Source organism: Pseudophaeobacter profundi, assembly GCF_029697505.1.
GTDB lineage: Bacteria > Pseudomonadota > Alphaproteobacteria > Rhodobacterales > Rhodobacteraceae > Pseudophaeobacter > Pseudophaeobacter profundi.
Genome location: NZ_JARJEF010000006.1, coordinates 78,196 through 96,557 on the forward strand (window position 1 = coordinate 78,196; position 18,362 = coordinate 96,557).

Annotated in this window: 18 protein-coding genes; 8 read left to right on the forward strand and 10 right to left on the reverse strand. The window is 61.0% G+C overall.

From position 1 onward, the window contains the following. Positions 1 to 170: 170 nt before the first annotated feature. Positions 171 to 512, forward strand: a complete 342-nt coding sequence (locus P2081_RS11345; RefSeq protein WP_278922983.1) for a hypothetical protein — start codon at positions 171 to 173, stop codon at positions 510 to 512. Positions 513 to 813: 301 nt separating this feature from the next. Continuing rightward, entirely contained in the window at positions 814 to 1,815 is a 1,002-nt protein-coding gene (locus P2081_RS11350) for a LysR family transcriptional regulator (protein ID WP_278922984.1), read from the forward strand. Between the two features lie 90 nt (positions 1,816 to 1,905). Here P2081_RS11350 and P2081_RS11355 read toward each other — a convergent pair whose 3' ends face one another. The 4 genes from P2081_RS11355 to meaB all read right to left on the reverse strand — a co-directional run bounded on the left by P2081_RS11355 (position 1,906) and on the right by meaB (position 4,488). Continuing rightward, positions 1,906 to 2,385, reverse strand: coding sequence for a copper chaperone PCu(A)C (locus P2081_RS11355; protein ID WP_278922985.1), 480 nt, complete (start codon positions 2,383 to 2,385; stop codon positions 1,906 to 1,908). 57 nt (positions 2,386 to 2,442) lie between these two features. Beyond that, positions 2,443 to 2,793: a DUF2946 family protein gene (locus P2081_RS11360; RefSeq protein ID WP_278922986.1), complete on the reverse strand. Its 351-nt coding sequence runs from the start codon at positions 2,791 to 2,793 to the stop codon at positions 2,443 to 2,445. A 140-nt stretch (positions 2,794 to 2,933) separates the two neighbouring features. Then, positions 2,934 to 3,224, reverse strand: a complete 291-nt coding sequence (gene rpmB, locus P2081_RS11365; protein ID WP_278922987.1) for a 50S ribosomal protein L28 — start codon at positions 3,222 to 3,224, stop codon at positions 2,934 to 2,936. A 283-nt stretch (positions 3,225 to 3,507) separates the two neighbouring features. Further along, positions 3,508 to 4,488, reverse strand: a complete 981-nt coding sequence (gene meaB, locus P2081_RS11370) for a methylmalonyl Co-A mutase-associated GTPase MeaB (protein WP_278922988.1) — start codon at positions 4,486 to 4,488, stop codon at positions 3,508 to 3,510. Between the two features lie 188 nt (positions 4,489 to 4,676). Here meaB and hrpB point away from each other — a divergent pair, with 188 nt between their 5' ends. Continuing rightward, entirely contained in the window at positions 4,677 to 7,151 is a 2,475-nt protein-coding gene (gene hrpB, locus P2081_RS11375; protein ID WP_278923133.1) for an ATP-dependent helicase HrpB, read from the forward strand. Between the two features lie 184 nt (positions 7,152 to 7,335). Here hrpB and P2081_RS11380 read toward each other — a convergent pair whose 3' ends face one another. Then, positions 7,336 to 8,085 carry an SDR family NAD(P)-dependent oxidoreductase gene (locus tag P2081_RS11380; protein ID WP_278923134.1) on the reverse strand — a complete coding sequence of 250 codons (750 nt, stop codon included), beginning with the start codon at positions 8,083 to 8,085 and terminating at the stop codon, positions 7,336 to 7,338. 313 nt (positions 8,086 to 8,398) lie between these two features. Between P2081_RS11380 and P2081_RS11385 the strand changes: the two genes are divergently transcribed. Together P2081_RS11385 and P2081_RS11390 are read left to right on the forward strand one after the other, a co-directional pair. Then, a complete protein-coding gene (locus P2081_RS11385) occupies positions 8,399 to 8,857 on the forward strand; it encodes an NUDIX hydrolase (protein ID WP_278922989.1) in 459 nt (152 codons plus the stop codon). Between the two features lie 93 nt (positions 8,858 to 8,950). After that, positions 8,951 to 10,435, forward strand: coding sequence for an inorganic phosphate transporter (locus P2081_RS11390; RefSeq protein WP_278922990.1), 1,485 nt, complete (start codon positions 8,951 to 8,953; stop codon positions 10,433 to 10,435). A gap of 104 nt (positions 10,436 to 10,539) precedes the next feature. Here the strand turns inward: P2081_RS11390 and P2081_RS11395 are convergent, their stop codons facing one another. From P2081_RS11395 to P2081_RS11405, 3 genes are all read right to left on the reverse strand, one after another. Beyond that, positions 10,540 to 11,133: an isochorismatase family protein gene (locus tag P2081_RS11395; RefSeq protein WP_278922991.1), complete on the reverse strand. Its 594-nt coding sequence runs from the start codon at positions 11,131 to 11,133 to the stop codon at positions 10,540 to 10,542. A 94-nt stretch (positions 11,134 to 11,227) separates the two neighbouring features. Then, positions 11,228 to 12,154 carry an ornithine carbamoyltransferase gene (argF, locus tag P2081_RS11400; protein ID WP_278922992.1) on the reverse strand — a complete coding sequence of 309 codons (927 nt, stop codon included), beginning with the start codon at positions 12,152 to 12,154 and terminating at the stop codon, positions 11,228 to 11,230. Positions 12,155 to 12,223: 69 nt separating this feature from the next. After that, complete coding sequence (locus tag P2081_RS11405) at positions 12,224 to 13,399, reverse strand: aspartate aminotransferase family protein (RefSeq protein WP_278922993.1); 1,176 nt, start codon at positions 13,397 to 13,399, stop codon at positions 12,224 to 12,226. 385 nt (positions 13,400 to 13,784) lie between these two features. Between P2081_RS11405 and P2081_RS11410 the strand changes: the two genes are divergently transcribed. Next, positions 13,785 to 14,708 (forward strand): DMT family transporter, encoded by a 924-nt coding sequence (locus P2081_RS11410; RefSeq protein ID WP_278922994.1) that lies wholly within the window; start codon positions 13,785 to 13,787, stop codon positions 14,706 to 14,708. Here the strand turns inward: P2081_RS11410 and P2081_RS11415 are convergent. Then, the gene (locus P2081_RS11415) at positions 14,698 to 15,540 is read right to left on the reverse strand and encodes an ABC transporter permease (protein WP_278922995.1); all 843 of its coding nucleotides are present in this window, start codon (positions 15,538 to 15,540) and stop codon (positions 14,698 to 14,700) included. The two genes, P2081_RS11410 and P2081_RS11415, sit on opposite strands and share 11 nt — an antisense overlap. Before the next feature lie 160 nt (positions 15,541 to 15,700). Here P2081_RS11415 and P2081_RS11420 point away from each other — a divergent pair, with 160 nt between their 5' ends. After that, complete coding sequence (locus P2081_RS11420) at positions 15,701 to 16,294, forward strand: GcrA family cell cycle regulator (protein ID WP_278922996.1); 594 nt, start codon at positions 15,701 to 15,703, stop codon at positions 16,292 to 16,294. Between the two features lie 175 nt (positions 16,295 to 16,469). Here the strand turns inward: P2081_RS11420 and P2081_RS11425 are convergent, their stop codons facing one another. Continuing rightward, positions 16,470 to 16,985, reverse strand: a complete 516-nt coding sequence (locus P2081_RS11425) for a YHS domain-containing (seleno)protein (protein WP_278922997.1) — start codon at positions 16,983 to 16,985, stop codon at positions 16,470 to 16,472. A 289-nt stretch (positions 16,986 to 17,274) separates the two neighbouring features. On the opposite strand from P2081_RS11425, the gene yghU reads away from it, so the two are divergent. Then, positions 17,275 to 18,156 carry a glutathione-dependent disulfide-bond oxidoreductase gene (yghU, locus tag P2081_RS11430; protein ID WP_278922998.1) on the forward strand — a complete coding sequence of 294 codons (882 nt, stop codon included), beginning with the start codon at positions 17,275 to 17,277 and terminating at the stop codon, positions 18,154 to 18,156. The last annotated feature ends 206 nt before the right edge of the window (positions 18,157 to 18,362 follow it).

The following is an 18,362-nucleotide window of genomic DNA, read 5'->3' on the forward strand; positions in this document are numbered from 1 at the left end:
CTGCCCAGGGTCAGGCACGCCCCACACCGGTTCCCACCCCAGCCCCGAACCCGGCAAGATGTTGCGCATTTGTAAAGCGAATTTAACCACGATTGAAACTTACCCCGCGCTTCGCCATATTCCCGCAAAACCGGGCACGGGATCCGGGACAATCACACGAGGGACATTTGATGAAATTGCTGCCCACCTGCCTGCGTCCTGCAGGGCTTTGTGCCGTATTGGCTGCTCAGGTTCTTACTGCGCAGATCGTGTTTGTACAGCCCGCCCAGGCCGGTGCGATCGAACGGGCCTGCCGCAGCTCTGACCGGCTCGCCGCCAGCCCGGCCCTGTGCAACTGCATCCAGAAGGTGGCCAACCAGCAGCTCTCCTCTTCCGAGCGGCGCACTGTGTCCAAATGGTTTGCCGACCCGCATCAGGCCCAGGTGGTGCGCCAGTCCAGCAATAAGCGCGACGAACAGCTCTGGCTGCGCTACAAGGTTTTTGGTGACACCGCCGCCAAGACCTGCGGCTAAGGCACCAGTCCGCCCCTTCCCCAATACACACCGATTGAACAGGTCGGCCAGACAGGCAGATCAGACAGGCAGATCAGACAGGCCCGGCCTGCCCCCAGGCGGCAGCGACAGACCGCGACGCGGGATGATTTCAGAAACCCAAAGCCGACACCAATACGGCCCCTTCCCTCCGCATCCGGGCTTTCAACCCTCGTCAGATGCGACCTTGGGGGGGAATAGCCGGGGGATTGGCACCCTTGACCCACCAGCAAGCGCTGGAGGAAACTATCGTCAGGCAAACATTTTTTTCAGGAGCGCGGGCATGTTGATCAAGGGGGTCACCCTTCGAGGGTTAGAGGTTTTTGAAACCCTGGCCAAGACCGGCTCGGTTGCGCAGACCGCCGATGTGACGGGCCTCAGCCAGCCTGCGGTCAGCCAACAGCTGCGCAACCTTGAAAAGGCTCTGGGAACAGAGCTGGTCGATCACAGCCGCCGCCCCATGGTGCCAACCTCTGCCGGGCGGAACTTTCTGGCCCGGACCCATGCGGTTTTGTCCGAACTGCGACTGGCACAGAGCGAGCTGTCAATGATGGATCTGAGCCACCTGCCAGAGCTGTCGATTGGTCTGATTGATGACTTTGACAACGATCTCACCCCCCGTCTGGTGACGTCCCTCGCCGAGAGCTTGACTGAATGCCGGTTCAAGATGATCACCGCCTCCAGCCATGACATCCTGCGCGCCATCGAAGCCGGGGAGCTTCATCTGGCGATCACCGCCACCACCGGCGCCCCGCAAGGCGGGCTGATAGAATTCCCGCTGGTGCGCGATCCCTTTATTCTGGTGGCCCCCAAGGGCTATTACCCCACACCCAAGGTCACCGCAGAGCAGCTCGGTCGGCTGCCATTTCTGCGCTATGCTGCCGACCAGCTGATTTCGCAGCAAATCGAAGCCCTGGTCCAGGATCGCACACAGGCACTAGAGCAGGAACAAGCGTTTGAAAATCGGTTTGAAATTGGATCACACCTGGCGCTGATGGCCATGGTAGCGCGCCGTATCGGCTGGGCGGTGACAACGCCGCTGGGCTATATGCGTGCGGCGCGGTTCCACGATGAAATCGACGCCTTTCCGCTGCCCTTCGGCCCCTCTGACGGGCTTTCTGCGCGCAAGATATCGCTCTTTGCCGGCAAGGACTGGGCCGATCAATTGCCCCGCACTGTGGCGCAGACAACCCAGGGCTTGATCAAGCGGCAGATGGTGGCCCCCGCCATCGCCCGCCTGCCCTGGCTGGCGCAGGACTTCCGGCTGCTGGACGAATTGCTGTAACCTCGCGCCTCGGTTTGCCCTGCCGGGTCCCTCAAGCGCGATACAGAGGAAGGCCGCACGGTCGCGCCGCCTCCCTCTCGGCCTTGCGGCTTAGTTCGTGTGCTTCATATGGCCACCCTGACCGGGCTTGCGTTCCAGATCCACAGGGATTTCGATGCTGATCTCACCGGCGTTCTTAAACACCAGCGTGAGGGAGACCACATCGCCATGCTCCAGCGTTTCGGTCAAGCCCATGAACATCACATGGTCACCGCCGCGTTGCAGCAGATGGCTGCCCTCAGCCGGGATGGCAAAGCCATCCTCTACATGCACCATCTTCATGATGCCATCGCCGCTTTCCATATGGGTGTGCAGTTCAACCCGCTTGGCCACGTCAGAGCGCACCGCAAGCAGCTGATCTGCTTCGGAGCTCATATTCATGATGTTCATAAAGGCAGCCCCGCTAGTGGCCATCTTGGTAGAGACGCGGGCATATTGGTCCTGCACCATGATCTTGGCGCCCTCGGCAGAGGCAGCACCAGCAAGCGACACGGCGGCAACCGCCGCAAACAAAACGGATTTCAGGGACATCTCTGTCTCCTTTCTCAAGTTACTGAAATTATAGGTGTAATTCTGGCTGTTGGATCGTCAGACAGCGACGGGAGGCGCCCGTGCCGTTGCGGTCAGCTTGGGCCGATGATGCAGTCCCAGGCTCACCCAGCTGCGATCATAGGCCTGCCCGGCATAGGACGGTAGAACCAGAGCATCCGGCGCAGGTACGGCATCCAGCAGATGCATCACGCAGTCCGGGCAATAATGCGGCGGCTGGGTCGGTTGCCCCTGATCGTCGATATAGATGGTCACGGGGCCGCTGCCGGAACAGATCACTATCTGCCCACTGGCATCGCGCGCCCCCTGCGCAGCGGCAGAGGCATGCCCCGTCAGGGTCACCACCAAGGCCAGAACAAGGGCCAAAGATATCCGCAGAAGATGTGCCATACCCAAGCATATGCCCCCACCTGACAGGGGCTGCAAGTTGTAAATGAAATATGCCTATAACGGCAAAACGTCGCGCATCCGCAAGGATACACGACGTTTTTAAATCACATGCGCTGGTGCTGGACCAGACGCGCCAACGATCAGGCCTCTACGGACTGCGCCTTGGCGATTTCTTTTTTCACTTTCAGCGCGCTTGTGGACAGCTCTTCGTCCTTGGCTTTCGCCAGGAAAGCGTCCAGGCCACCACGGTGATCGACGGTGCGCAGAGCTGCAGCAGAGATCTTCAGCTTGATGCCGCGACCCAGCGTCTCGGACTGCAGGGTGACATCATTCAGGTTGGGCAGAAACCGGCGACGAGTTCTGTTTTTAGCATGGCTGACATTGTTGCCAGTCATCGGGCCTTTTCCGGTCAGTTCGCAACGGCGCGACATAGGTTCATCCTTCGTATCTGGGGCAGTATCCGAGGGCAGTCCTCGAATCATCTACCATATCTCAAAGGGCGCAGCCATTGGCGACGCCCGAAAACTGGTTGGATGCGTTTAGGAGGAATCGCCGCAGGGGTCAAGCCATATGACAGCGTTTTGTGGCAACCCTCCGATGAAATGGCAAAACCCACCCCAACCCGTGATTTTCAACAGCGCTATAGGGGCTTTTACCGCCCTTGACGAGTCTTCTTTGCCTTTTGTGTCAACACGCCCCTGCCGCGCAAAACGGCTAGGCCGAGACCCCCAACCCCTTCAGCAGATCCTGCGCCGCCACGGTGGGCGACATGCCCCCTGCGGCCACCTGATCCGACAGCTCTGCCATGCGTTCGCGCGCCCAGGGGGTTTGCAACCGCGCCAACAGCGCCTGGCGCACGTCCTCGCCAAACCAATAGCGCGCCTGCTCGGCCCGCGTTCGGTCCCAGTGGCCCTGCTCTCGCCGCCAGGTCACCAAGGCCTGCATCTCTTGCCAGGCGCTTTCCAACCCAGCCTCTTGCAGGGCGGAAACCGTCTGCGCCTTGGGAAAACCTGTTGGATCCTGTGGCCGTTTGCGCAGCAGGCGCAGGGCACCAGAATAATCAGCGCAGGTACGCATGGCTGCCGATTTCAAATCGCCATCGGCCTTGTTCACCAGAATGATATCGGCCATTTCCATGATGCCCCGCTTGACGCCCTGCAGCTCATCCCCGCCGGCCGGTGCCAGCAGCAGCAAGAACAGATCCGACATCTGCGCCACAACCGTTTCCGATTGCCCCACCCCCACGGTTTCTACCAGCACCACATCAAAGCCAGCCGCCTCGCATAGGGCCACCGCCTCGCGGGTGCGCCGCGCGACGCCACCCAGGTTGGTCTGGCTGGGCGATGGCCGGATGAAGGCGGCTTTTTCGCGGCTCAGGTGTTCCATCCGGGTTTTATCGCCCAGGATGGATCCGCCGGTCCGGGCGGAACTGGGATCCACCGCCAGCACCGCCACCCGCAACCCCTGCGCCACCAGCATCATGCCAAAACTTTCGATAAAAGTGGATTTCCCCACCCCTGGCGTGCCCGATAGGCCGATGCGCAGCGCCTGTCGCCCGGATTTCGCCAGCCGCTCCAGCAGCTCTGTTGCGGCGGCGCGGTGATCTTCGCGCCCGCTTTCAACCAGCGTGATGGCCCGCGCCAGCGCCCGGCGATCTCCCTCAAGGATTTTCTCACTCAACGCGGCGATCTGCATGCCCGGTCTCCCGTTATTCGTCAGGTCTTGAAATTTCTCCGCCCTTCTTGACGCAGCCGCGAACCCCTTGTCCAGAGCCAAGCTGGCGCAGGCCAGGCACGGGTCGGCCCCTGCTGGGGCTGCACAACAGCTCGGCTCTGGACCCCGGCAGGCGCTTTGGCGATAAGCAGGGCATGACACAGCCTTCAATCCCTCGCCTTCCCATTGATGACGCGCTGCCAGCGCTGATCGACGCCCTGAAACAGCACCGCCGCGCCGTGCTTCAGGCGCCGCCTGGGGCCGGGAAGACAACGAAGGTGCCGCTGGCCATACGCGCAGCGGGCTTGACGGATCAGCGGATCCTGATGCTGGAACCCCGCCGTCTGGCCGCCCGTGCCGCTGCCGAACGCATGGCCGAAACCCTGGAAGAGCCGGTTGGTCAAACCGTCGGCTACCGTATTCGCGGCGCGGCCAAGATCAGCACAGCCACCCGTATCGAAGTGGTCACCGAGGGCATCCTCACCCGGATGCTGCAATCGGACCCCGACCTGCCCGGCGTCGGCGCGGTGATCTTTGATGAATTTCACGAACGCTCCCTCAATGCTGATCTTGGCCTCGCCTTCTGTCTAGAGGTAGCAGGCGCCCTACGCGACGATCTGATCCTGCTGGCCATGTCTGCCACCCTTGATGCCGCCCCGGTGGCCGAGCTGATGCAGGCACCACTTGTCACCTCCGAGGGGCGCAGCTTTGCGGTTGAAACCCGCTGGCTTGATCGCCCGCTGGCCCCGCAGGTGCGACGCCTGGATGCGCTGTGCGATCTGGTGGTGCGGGCTGAAGCCGATAGCCGCGATACCGCCCTGGGCGCCCAGATGGGCGGCGGCATCCTGGTCTTCCTGCCCGGCGAGGGCGAAATCCGCCGCGCCGCCAAAAACCTGGAAGGCCGCCTGCCCGGCGATTGTCTGATCCAGCCACTGTTTGGATCGCTGCCCTTTGCGGAACAACAGGCGGCCATCCGCCCCGCGACATCCGGGCGCAAGATTGTATTGGCGACCTCAATCGCCGAAACCTCGCTGACCATTCAGGACATCCGCGTTGTCGTCGATATGGGCCAGGCGCGGCGGGCCCGGTTTGATCCTGGCTCTGGCATGTCGCGGCTGATCACCGAAAAGGTCACCCGCGCCGAGGCCACCCAGCGGCAGGGTCGGGCTGGCCGGGTGGCCCCCGGCACCGCCTATCGATTGTGGACCAAGGGCGAGGAAGGCGCGCTGGCGGCCTTCCCACCGCCGGAAATCGCCTCGGCGGATCTGACCGGGCTGGCGCTGGAACTGGCTCTTTGGGGCGCTGCGCCTGACGATCTTGCCTTTCTCACCCCGCCGCCCAGCGGCTCCATGGCAGAGGCCCGCAGGCTGTTGCAGATGCTGGGGGCCTTGGATCAGCAGACCAGGATGACCCATCACGGCAAGGCACTGGCCAAACTGCCGCTCCATCCCCGTCTGGGCCATATGCTGTTGCGCGCCGGTCCCAAAGCCGCCGAGCTGGCAGCGCTTTTGGCAGAGCGCGACCCGCTGCGTGGTGCCCCAACCGATCTGGCGTTGCGCCTTGAAGCGTTGAAAAACCCCAAGGGCTTTCAGCGCAACCGCTCCTATCAGCTCTTCCATCCAGTGGTTGAGCGCATTCGCAGCGAAACGCGACGCTTGCAAAAACATGGAGATTCGGCTCCAAAAGACCGGGTCCATCTCTCGTCGGCGGCGATGGCTGCCCTGGCTTATCCCGATCGCGTCGGGCAGCGCCGCAAGGGGGATCAGCCGCGCTATGTGCTCTCGGGCGGCAAGGGCGTTGTGCTTGATCCCGGCGACCCGCTTGCTGCCGCGCCCTTCATCGTGGCACTGGATACCGATGGCAACCCGCGTGAAGCCCGCGTGCGCATGGCCTGCCAGATAACGCTCGGGGAAATCCGCGCGCTCTTTACCGATCAGATCGAATGGCAGGACAATTGCCACTGGTCCAAACGCGATCGCCGGGTGATCACCCGCCAGCAGGAACGCTTTGGCGCCATTACCCTGGATGACCGACTCTGGAAAGACGCCCCGGCAGACCAGGTGGCCACGGCCATGCTAGAGGGCGTGGGGGATCTGGGCCTGCGGCTGGACGGCGCCGCCGCACGGCTGGCCGCACGGGTTGAATTGCTGCGCGCCGATGGCCATGACCTGCCCGATTTTTCCATGCCCGGCCTGATGGAAACCCTGGAAAGCTGGCTGCTACCAATGCTGGGCGGGGTAAAAACAGCCGCTGCCTGGAAACAATTCGACCTGCTGCCCGCTCTGCGCGCCGCGCTCAACTGGGAACAGACCCAACTGTTGGACCGCGAGGCACCGGGCAGTTTCACCACGCCGCTGGGCCGCAAGATCCCGATCACCTATGGCGCCGAGGCACCGGAAATTTCGGTCCGCCTGCAGGAACTGTTTGGCGTCACCCGACATCCCAGCGTCGGCGGTGTGCCCCTCAAGATCACGCTCCTGTCTCCGGCCCAGCGCCCGATCCAGATCACCCGCGATCTGCCGGGGTTCTGGACTGGCTCCTACGCCGATGTGCGCAAGGACATGCGCGCACAATACCCGCGCCACCCCTGGCCCGAGGATCCCACCCGCGAAGACCCAACCCTGCGGGCAAAAAAGCGCCGATGATACCAGGACAACTCTGCCAAATGAGGGGGCTTTGCCCCCTCGCGTGCAAGACGCTCACCCCCAGGATATTTCTGGCCAAATGAAAACTGCTGCCTCTTCATTTGGCCTCAAATATCCCGGAGCGCGAGGCAGAGCCTCGCATCAAAAGACCAGCGTGCAACATATGAAGCAATTCACCGCTCTGTCAGGATCGCAAGGCTGGCAAACCAATCCCGGTCGCCTCAAAGCCCCCATCGGCAGCTAGGATCTGGCCGGTGATGAAACTCGCCTTGTCAGACAGCAGAAAATTGATAGCCGCGGCAATTTCATCTTCTGAGCCATAGCGATTCAGCGGCAGCGCATCGTGGTAGGCCGCAATGATCTCGGGGCTGTGGACCGCCATGGCGAGCTTTGTCGCCACCGGCCCCGGCGCAACGCCATTGACGCGAATACCCAATTCTCCCAGTTCCACCGCCTGCTGCAGAGTCAACTGCGCCAGCGCCGCCTTTGACGTGCCATAGGCGACCCGCAGTGTGCTGGCCCGCAGACCAGAGATTGAGGTGATATTGACCACCGCCCCACCACCATCAGCCGCGAGCAAATCGGTAAAGGCCTGCGTCATCAGAAAGGGGCCGTCCAGATTGGTCTCCATCACCCGGCGCCAGCGTTCAAATGTCGTTTCGCGGATCGGGCCAAAATCTGCCACGCCTGCGTTATTGACCAAACCATCCAAACGGCCAAACTGTGCCGTGACCTCGGCAACCGCCCCCGCCACATCCTGTGGCTTGGAGACATCGCCCTCAATCACCAGCGCCTCTGGCAACTGGGCCGCCGCCTTTGCCAGCTCTGGCCCGTCCCAGTCCATCAGCGCGACCTGCCATCCTGCCTCTTGCAGCCCCCGCGCCGTGGCCAGGCCAATTCCGCGCGCCGCGCCTGTAATCAGTGCTGTTTTCATCATTTTGCCCATTCAAAACCCTAGTCCCGTCACTGAGCCCGCCAGCCTTTGCAGAGTCAACCCAGCCCTTGCAAAGTCATCATGACCCCGCCCTGTCCCCCAGGCATGCCCCCCCAGATCGGCAAGAGCGGCACTGCCTTTTTGCGGCGGCAGCGCCACACAACATGTAAATGGGCTGTACTTTAACCTGTTGAAGGGTTGTACTTTATCCACGAAGCCCTAATTTAAAGGCAGTTAAGGAAAACGCAGCGGCGGTGATGTATCTCACTCACCAGCACAGTTGCCAAAAAAGTCACGATTAAGGCAGTTCAAGATGAGCAACATTTTCGCCCAGGCTTGGGAAGAAATGATCAAGCCTATTCTGTTTCGCCCCAAGCGCGTTCAGGTTGCTGCCCTGTGCCACCGGACAACCAGCAGCGAAACCGAAGTCCTGATGATCACCAGTCGCGGCACCGGACGCTGGATCCTGCCCAAGGGCTGGCCAATCAACGGCAAAGATGGCGGTGAGTCCGCCCTTCAGGAAGCCTGGGAAGAGGCTGGCGTACAAAACGGCCGTGTCGAAGGCGCGCCCATTGGTGCCTTCAGCTATGAAAAAGAGTTGAAGACAGGCCTGCCGATCCCGGTTCAGACCTATGTCTATACAGTTGGCGACGTAGAGCTGTCAGATACCTACCCCGAGTCACACCAACGGCAGCGCAAATGGTTTTCTGCGCAAGAGGCTGCAAATCTGGTACGCGAACCCGAGCTGCAGGAAATCCTGCGTCAATTGTAACACGGGCGCGACATTTTTATGACAGCTAAGCTTGCCCCATCCGGCGGGCTCACTTAGTGCGTCCCCAAACTGCCTGCCAAAGGGACGATCATCTTGAGCACCCCATCAAACGACGCCAATCACCACGAAACGCTTGACCGGGACTTGCACCGGTTTTCGCACCTTGAATCCGCAACCCAATATGTCGCCCGCCCCATGGTCGCCCCCGGTATCGCCCTGGTGTTCATGGTTCTGGCCGGCCTTGGGGCTGCCATGCTCTTTGGGGGTAGCCAGACCAATCTGATCGTGGTGGCTGCTGCAGTCTTTGGTGCCTATATGGCGATCAATATCGGCGCCAATGACGTGGCAAACAACATGGGGCCGGCAGTGGGTGCCAATGCGCTCACCATGGGCGGCGCCATCGTCATCGCCGCCGTATTCGAAAGCGCCGGCGCGCTTCTGGCGGGCGGCGACGTGGTCTCCACCATCTCCAAGGGCATCATCGACCCGCAGGTGGTCGCCACCTCGGAAATTTTCATCTGGGCCATGATGGCCGCGCTGGTCTCTTCGGCGCTTTGGGTCAACCTTGCCACCTGGATTGGGGCGCCAGTCTCCACCACACATTCGGTTGTTGGCGGCGTCATGGGCGCAGGTATTGCCGCAGCAGGCTTTGCCGCGGTGAACTGGGCAACCATGGGCAAGATCGCGGCCAGCTGGGTGATTTCACCACTTCTGGGCGGTCTTGTCGCCGCCCTGTTCCTGGCCTTGATCAAAGCAAAGATCATCTATCAGGACGACAAAATTGCCGCCGCGCGGCGCTGGGTGCCGGTTCTGGTCGGCATCATGGCTGGCGCCTTTGCCTCTTATCTGGCTCTGAAAGGTCTGAAACGTATCGTCAAGATTGACCTGCAGACGGCTTTGTTGATCGGTGCAATGATTGGGGCGCTGGCCTATGTCATCACCGCCCCGCTGATCCGGCGCCAGTCCGAGGGCATGGAGAACCGCAACAAATCCCTGAAGGTTTTGTTCCGGATCCCGCTGGTCATTTCCGCCGCGCTGCTGTCCTTTGCCCATGGGGCCAATGATGTGGCCAATGCGGTTGGCCCGCTGGCCGCCATCGTACATGCCTCCGAGTTTGGCGACTTTGCCTCCAAGGTGGCGATCCCCACCTGGGTCATGGTTATTGGCGCCTTTGGGATTTCCTTTGGTCTGTTCCTGTTTGGCCCCAAGCTGATCCGCATGGTCGGCAGCCAGATCACCAAGCTGAACCCGATGCGCGCCTTCTGCGTGTCGCTCTCGGCTGCGATCACGGTGATTGTCGCCAGCTGGCTGGGGCTGCCGGTTTCCTCGACCCATATTGCGGTTGGGGCTGTCTTTGGGGTTGGCTTCTTCCGCGAATGGCATCACGAGCGCCGCTCGCGTCAATCCGCCGTGGGCCGCCCGGTAGAAAAACGCATCGCCCCTGAAGAACGCCGCCGCCGCAAGTTGGTCCGGCGCAGCCACTTTATGACCATTGCCGCCGCCTGGGTGATAACCGTTCCGGCTGCCGCGCTGCTTTCCGGCTGTATTTACCTGCTGCTGGCCACAGTCACCCACTAGAAGGCTGCCCCGCCACCCCGGCAGGGTCACCGAATGCCCTGCCGACGGGTCCAAAACATCCCCTCCCCGACCAGCGCTACATGCAGCGCCTTGGGGGGGGGCGGTCATGCAGCAACGCTTAGCCGCGCCAAAACCTCTGCCGTGGGCACCACCGCGCCAAAGCCCGCCGCTAGACCTGAAAGCGTGACCTCAAGCACCAGATGCGCATCAATGTCGCCGCCGTTTCGCGCGGGCATCGCAAAGGCGATCAGCGCATCTTCGACCACCTCGATCTGAAAACCAAGATTGGCCGCCGAACGGGCCGTGGAATTGACGCAAAACGCCGCCACCCCGCCCACGATAACCAGATTGGTAATCCCCTCGGCCTCTAGCGTGGCAGCCAACCCGGTGCCAACGAACCCCGAAGACCCGGTTTTCCAGAACAGCGTTTCACTGGGCAGCGGCTGCGCACAGGGCATTGGCTGACCAGAGGCCAGATCCCGGCGAAATTTACTCTCGGGGCGCGGATCATCATGCAGCACATGTAGCACCGGCAACCCAGCCCCACGAAAGCCCGCGAGCAGGCTTGCGACATTGTCTTCGGCATCTGGGTTGGCGCGTGGACGTCCCGCAGCGGTGGCATTGGCCATTTCCATCTGCATATCGACCACCAATAGCGCGCAATTTGGCCCCATGGCCTGATCTGTTGTTTGTGTCAAAATAATCCCCCGCGCAGGTTGTGCTGCGCGAGGGTTGCAGAAATTTTCCGCGTTTACCAGCCGCAGGCCCCGCCCAGGCGGGGGCACAGGCGGTTCAGAGGCCCAGACACCAGCGCATGATGGCTTTTTGGGCGTGCAGCCGGTTTTCGGCCTCGTCAAAGATGACCGACTGCGGGCCATCCATCACCGAAGAGGTCACCTCTTCTTCGCGATGGGCGGGCAGGCAATGCATGAAAAGCGCATCCTCCTTTGCATGGGCCATCAGCGCGTCATTGATCTGATAGGGGCGCAGCATGTTGTGCCGCCGCTCCTTTGAGGACTGGCTGTCGTGCATGCTGACCCAGGTATCGGCCACCACCAGATCGGCGCCAGCTACCGCCTTGACCGCATCCCGTTCAATCACCACCTTGCTGCCCGCCCTGCGCGCAAGGCCGACAAATTCCTCCTCTGGATCCAGCTGTGCCGGGCCGGTGAAGGTCAGGTCAAAGCCAAACTGCGCCGCCGCATGCAGGAAAGACGCACAGACATTATTGCCGTCTCCCGCCCAGACCACCTTCTTGCCCTTGATCGGGCCGCGGTGTTCTTCATAGGTCTGGATATCGGCCATGATCTGGCAGGGATGGGTGCGATCGGTCAGCCCGTTGATCACCGGCACCGTGGCATATTCCGCCATTTCGGTCAGCACGGTTTCGTCAAAGGTACGGATCATGATCAGATCGACATAACGCGACATCACCCGCGCTGTATCCGCAATGGTTTCACCATGGCCCAGCTGCATATCCTTGCCCGACAGAACCATGCTCTGGCCGCCCATCTGGCGCACCCCCACGTCAAAGGAAATGCGCGTCCGGGTTGATGGTTTTTCAAAGATCAGCGCCACCATCTGGCCAGCCAGGGGCAGCTCGTCGTCCAGCATGCCCTTGGGGCGCCCCTGGCGCGCCTGTTTCATCGCCTTGGCCTGGTCGATAATGCCATGTAGATCGGCGGCACTGGTTTTGTGAATATCAAGAAAGTGGTTCATGGGGTATTCGCTTTTCATATCAGCCCCACAGGCGGCTGCCTGCGAACGGGGAAAGGTAAGATTGGAAATTCAGGCGCTTGCCACCTGGGTGGCGGCCCTGTCCAGACGGGCAATGGCTTCGCTGATCTCGTCGTCGCTCACGGTGAGTGGCGGCAACAGACGGATGACATTATCGGCGGCCGGCACGGTGATCACCTCATTGTCGTAGCCTGCCTGCACGACATCCATGTTCGCAGCCTTGCATTTCAGCCCCAGCATCAGCCCGGCGCCGCGCAGCTCTTCGAACACATCCGGGTGGGCGGCAACCAGGCCTTCCAGTTTTTGCTGAAACAGGCCCGCGCGCCGGTTCACATCCGCAAGGAAGCCCGGCGCCATCACCTCTTCGACTACCGCGCAGCCAACGGCACAGCCCAAGGGGTTACCGCCGTAGGTGGATCCATGGGTGCCCGCAGTCATGCCAGACGCGGCCTCTTCCGTGGCCAGCACCGCGCCCAGGGGAAAGCCGCCGCCAATGCCCTTGGCCACCATCATGATATCGGGCGTGACCCCGGCCCATTCATGGGCAAAGAATTTACCGCTCCGCCCGACACCGCATTGCACCTCGTCCAGGATCAGCAGAATGCCAGCCGCATCGCAGATCTGGCGCAGCGCCTTCAGCTCGGCATCCGGCAGCGGGCGAATGCCGCCCTCGCCCTGTATCGGCTCGATCAGAACCGCAGCGGTTTGATCGCTGATGGCATTGGTCAGGCCATCCATATCGCCAAAGGTGAGATGCACAAAGCCCGGCAGCAGCGGGCCAAAGCCCTTGACCATCTTTTCCGTGCCTGCCGCTGCAATACCCGCAGAAGAACGACCGTGGAACGACCCGTCAAAGGTAATGATCTCCACCCGCTCTGGCTGGTCTTTGTCATAGAAATACTTGCGCGCCATCTTGACGGCCAATTCACAGGCCTCGGTGCCGGAATTGGTGAAGAACACCGTATCGGCAAATGTGTGCTCCACCAGCAGATCGGCCAACTTTTCCTGCTGCGGGATCCGGTAGAGGTTGGAAACATGCCAGAGGTTCTGCGCCTGGGTGGTCAGCACATCAACCAGCTTTGGATGCGCATGGCCCAGCGCGTTCACCGCAATCCCAGAGCCGAGATCCAGGAATCGGCGTCCATCCGCCTCAAACAGCCAGGAACCTTCGCCTTTGACAAACTCCAACGGAGCGCGATTGTAGGTGGGCAGTACGGACGGGATCATCGGGATCATCCTTTTTCACAGGTTGCGGCCAAAGCAGTGCATGAGCTGGGCCAAGGGGTCAAGAAAGAGAGAATGGTTTTGTGCCAATGCACCGCAAAAGCGGCCAGGCCATAGGTCAAAGTGGTCGAATTACGCCAGTCGGCGTCGACGTCGCAACAAAGGGATATGCGTGGCTTTGATCATAAGTCAGCTCCATATCGGAGGATTTGACAAAATGAAAGCCCTTTTGCCACCACAGACGGACAATTTGGCAACCACCCTATTGCCGCAGTTCCGCCGCCCCTGCGCCTGCCGTTATCCCCTACTGCGATAAGGCGAAACAGCCGGGGCGGGTTTTGCAGCAGCAAGTCTTGCAAATGCCGCGAAAGCGGTAAAGCTGCAGATCATGATGCATACCACACCACAAAACCCGCCCCTGGCTGCCGCGTTGATCACCATGGCCTCGGTCTTTATTGCGGCGACCACATTGTTGGCCAAAGCCCTTGGGACCGATACGCTTGGCACGCCGCTGCACCCGCTGCAGATCAGCCATGGGCGGTTTCTCTTTGCCTTTATGGTGATTTCCAGCGCCGTCGTGCTGCTGCGCTTTCGCTTGCAGGGGCCGCAGTGGCGGCTGCATCTGGGGCGCACCAGCTGTGGCTGGCTGGGGATTACGCTGATGTTTGCTGCTGTCGCGCATATCCCGCTGGCAGACGCCACCGCAATTGCCTTTTTGAACCCGGTCTTTGCCATGCTGCTGGCGATCCCACTGCTGGGGGAGCGGGTGGGCCGCTGGCGCTGGGGCGCGGCTGGGCTGGCCCTGCTCGGGGCAATGACCCTGCTGCGGCCCAGCGGGGACAGTTTTCAGCCCACTGCCCTGCTGGCGCTGAGCGCCGCCGCGGTGATCGGATTAGAGCTGATCTTTATCAAAAAGCTCGCCGGGCGCGAACGCCCACTGCAGGTGCTATGGTTCAACAATGCGCTGGGAATGGTGATCGCCACCGTGGCAGTGCTTCCGGTTTGGCAAGCGCCAACCCCAATGCAATGGGGCGCTTTGGCGGCGCTTGGCACCCTGATGGCCTGTGCCCAGGCCTGTTTCATCAATGGTATGGCGCGGGCAGATGCCTCGTTTGCCGCACCGTTCAGCTATGCGACGCTAATCTTTGCCAGCCTCTATGACTATCTCGGCTTTGGCGTCATTCCGGATGCCGTGACCCTTGCCGGGGCGGGTGCAATCCTGACTGGGGCGGCGGTGCTGGCCTGGCGTGAGGGGCGGCAAAAGCCGCGCCTGCCAGAGGGTACCCCCCAAGCCCCAGCCTTTAGGCCTTGAGGCGATAACCGCTGCGCAGCATGAGCCAGGCCAGCAGGCAGATACCAAAGCTGGCACCAGAGCAGATCATCATCCCCACAAACGGCGGGCTGTCCGATGTACCAATCATGCCAAAGCGCAGCCCGTCGATCAGGTAGAACACCGGGTTGAACTGCGACAGCGTCCGCAAAACCGGCGGCAGCGCCTGCACCGAATAAAAGGTCCCCGACAAAAAGGCCAAGGGCGTGACGATGAAATTGGTAATCGCCGCCATCTGGTCGAACTTATCCGCAAAAACACCGGCGACGATACCCAGGCCACCAAGAAACAAAGCCCCCTGCACGATAAAGACCAGGGCCACCAGCGGATGCGCCGGGATCATCTGCAAGACCAGCGCCAGCCCCAACCCGATGCCACAGGCCACCAATGTGCCCCGCACCACCGCGCCCGCCAGATAGCCCAGCAGGATCTCTAGCCCCGAAAGCGGCGGCATCAGGGTATCGACAATATTCCCCTGCACCTTTGAAATCACAATCGAAGAGGACGTATTGGCAAAGGCATTCTGGATCACTGTCATCATCATGATGCCTGGCGCAAGAAAATGCAGGAACGGCACCCCCATCACATCACCGCGTCTAGGACCGATGGCCAGGTTGAAAATCATCAGGAACAGGGCCGCCGTCATCAGTGGTGCCAGAAGTGTTTGGGTCCAGACCACCAGAAACCGAGTCACTTCGCGCCCTGCCAGCGTCTGTAACCCCAGCCAGTTGATCCGGCCAAACCTGCGCTCTCCGAGGGAGATTTGATAGCCGTTCAGCGGCTTTGACGGCTGGTCTGACGAATGGTCGCGCATGATTTCCCCACATTTGTTGTGTTTTCCCTGCATAGCCGCTGGGTTCTGAGGTGCAAGGTCTCTTGTAACTCGCTCACCAGTGATTAAGATAGGACCAGAATATGGAACTCGATGGCGGCCACAGGATTCTGGGGCCGCTTTTAGCTTGGGAAGGCAACAGATGTCCTGGACAGACGATCGCGTCGAATTGCTCAAAAAGATGTGGGGCGAAGGTCAGTCGGCCAGCCAAATCGCAAAAGAACTGGGCGGGGTGACCCGCAACGCGGTGATTGGCAAGGTGCATCGCCTCGGCCTGTCCAACCGTGCGACCACCGGCGCCAAGGCCGCAGCCGAGCCAAAGGAAAAGCCTGCCGCGGCCGCCAAACCAGCGCCAAAGCCCAAACCGCAACCCAAGACAGAACCCGCGCGCCCCACGACCCCGCCAGCCGCAAATACGGCGACAACCACAGAATCGCGCCCCGTGGTGCCTGCCCGCAAGCAGATCATCCCGGCTGGTCAGCCTCTGCCGCCGCAGCCCTCGGCCAATGAAATCAGCCCAGAGGCCCTTGCCAAGGTCAACGAGGTTGAGAAAAAAGCCAAGAAACTGTCCCTGATGGACCTGACTGAGCGCACCTGCAAATGGCCCGTTGGTGACCCCGCCACCGAAGATTTCTGGTTCTGCGGCCTGCCAGTGCAGCAGGGTAAACCCTATTGCGAGGCGCATGTTGGCGTCGCCTTCCAGCCAATGAGTGCCCGCCGCGACCGCAAACGTTAGAGCACCCCATGCAATAGTGGCGACCAGTATTGCGTCGCTGAAAATATGCGCAAGCGTTCGTCCGCAGCGATCTATTTTGATAAAAGCCCCGCAGCCTATGGCGCGGGGCTTTTGCTATGCGGGGCCAGGCAATTCCGCCTCACCTGCCTGTTCTGCCTCGCCTGCGCGCGCGATCTTATTGCGCTGGCGCCTGAGAGGTGAAATTGGGAATTGGGTTTTCAGAGGCAGCGTCTGGCTCGATCCCCGGCCAATTGCCTTCGGCCAAGGTGATATTACCGGGGATATCCTCTTCCCAGAAGCCAACAACATTCTTGGTGATGTTGAGATAAAGCCGGTCATCCACGATGCGCCACAGATTGGGGTTTCCCGGCACCTTCCCCCCCTTGGAGACCCCATAGGCGCAGTGGCCATCATATTGCGGCACAAAATATTCGGGGTTTTCCAGGAACATGTCGCGGTTCTCCTGGCTGGCAAAGGCGAATGTAGCGCCATTGTATTCTGCGGTGATATCCGCCTGCCCAGGAACGGCTGCCACCTGCATCGTGCCAACTGGGCTCTGCTTGAGGCTGCGATAGGCCACCACGTCATAGCCAGAGACCGCAAAGCCGGTCTGGTCGACAAATTGTTCACCAGCAAAGGCAGGCAGGCCAAAGCTCAGGGCTGCCAGGGCTGCATATGCAAATCTCTTCATCAGGCTCACTCTCCTATCTATCTATTCTACATTCACAGCTGCGGCAGCCATAGCCGCAACAGACAGGCCGATCGGCCCGCATGACAGCAAGCTAGCCGGTTCCCAGGCACCGCGAAACGGGGGCTCACGCCACTGTGTCTTCCCCGGCGTTATTGTGATGACGCAAAAAGTTGATCAGAATAGACCTTCCAGTCATTGGAATATTCAGCAAGGGTCTTATCTAGCTTACGCAGCGGCCTGGCGTTTTCGGCGCAGGGGCCATCACTCACATAAGACAGGGTTTCACACGATGAGCGATACAACCTATACCCCACCAGCCGTCTGGACCTGGGAAAAGGGCAATGGCGGCCAGTTTGCCTCGATCAACCGCCCCATTTCCGGCCCGACCCATGACAAGGAACTGCCTGTCGGCAAGCACCCCTTCCAGCTTTATTCGCTGGCGACGCCCAACGGGGTAAAGGTCACGGTGATGCTGGAAGAGCTGCTGGCCAAGGGCCATAGCGGCGCGGAATATGATGCCTGGCTGATCAATATCGGTGAAGGCGATCAGTTTGGCTCTGATTTTGTTGCGATCAATCCCAATTCCAAAATCCCTGCCCTGCATGACCTGACCGGAGAGACCCCTCTGCGGGTATTTGAATCCGGTTCAATGCTGGTGCATCTGGCGGAAAAGTTTGGCGAATTCCTGCCTGCATCAGGTCCGGCCCGGACCGAAGTGATGAACTGGCTGTTCTGGCAGATGGGCAGTGCGCCCTATCTGGGCGGCGGATTTGGCCACTTCTACGCCTATGCGCCGGAAAAATGGCAGTACCCGATCGACCGCTTCGCCATGGAAACCAAACGTCAGCTGGATGTGCTGAACCGGCAGCTGGCTGACAACCGCTTTATCGCGGGCGAGGACTACAGCATTGCCGATATTGCGATCTGGCCCTGGTACGGCCAGCTGGTGCTGGGACGGTTGTATAGCGCGGCCGAATTCCTGGATGTGGCATCCTACGAGCACGTCATGCGCTGGGCCAAAGAGATCGACGCCCGCCCCGCCGTCAGCCGGGGTCGCATGGTCAACCGCGCCTTTGGCGAGCCACACACCCAGCTGCACGAGCGCCACGACGCCAGTGACTTTGACACCCGTACGCAGGACAAGCTGGAAGCGGTCGAAACCAACAGCTAACGCCAGAACACGGGCAGGCGGGGGCTCCCGCGCCCAGAGGTCGTTTGGCCAAGGCCAAATGACCTCAATGGCCTTGGGCCCGGCACTGCGCAAAAGCGCAGTGCGCTACCGCAATACTGCAAGCTGCAATGGCGAGTGGCCACGGCATTTGCACCAGCAGGACATGCTTTGGCCACGCCGTTGCCGGATCGGCAGAACCCGACCCA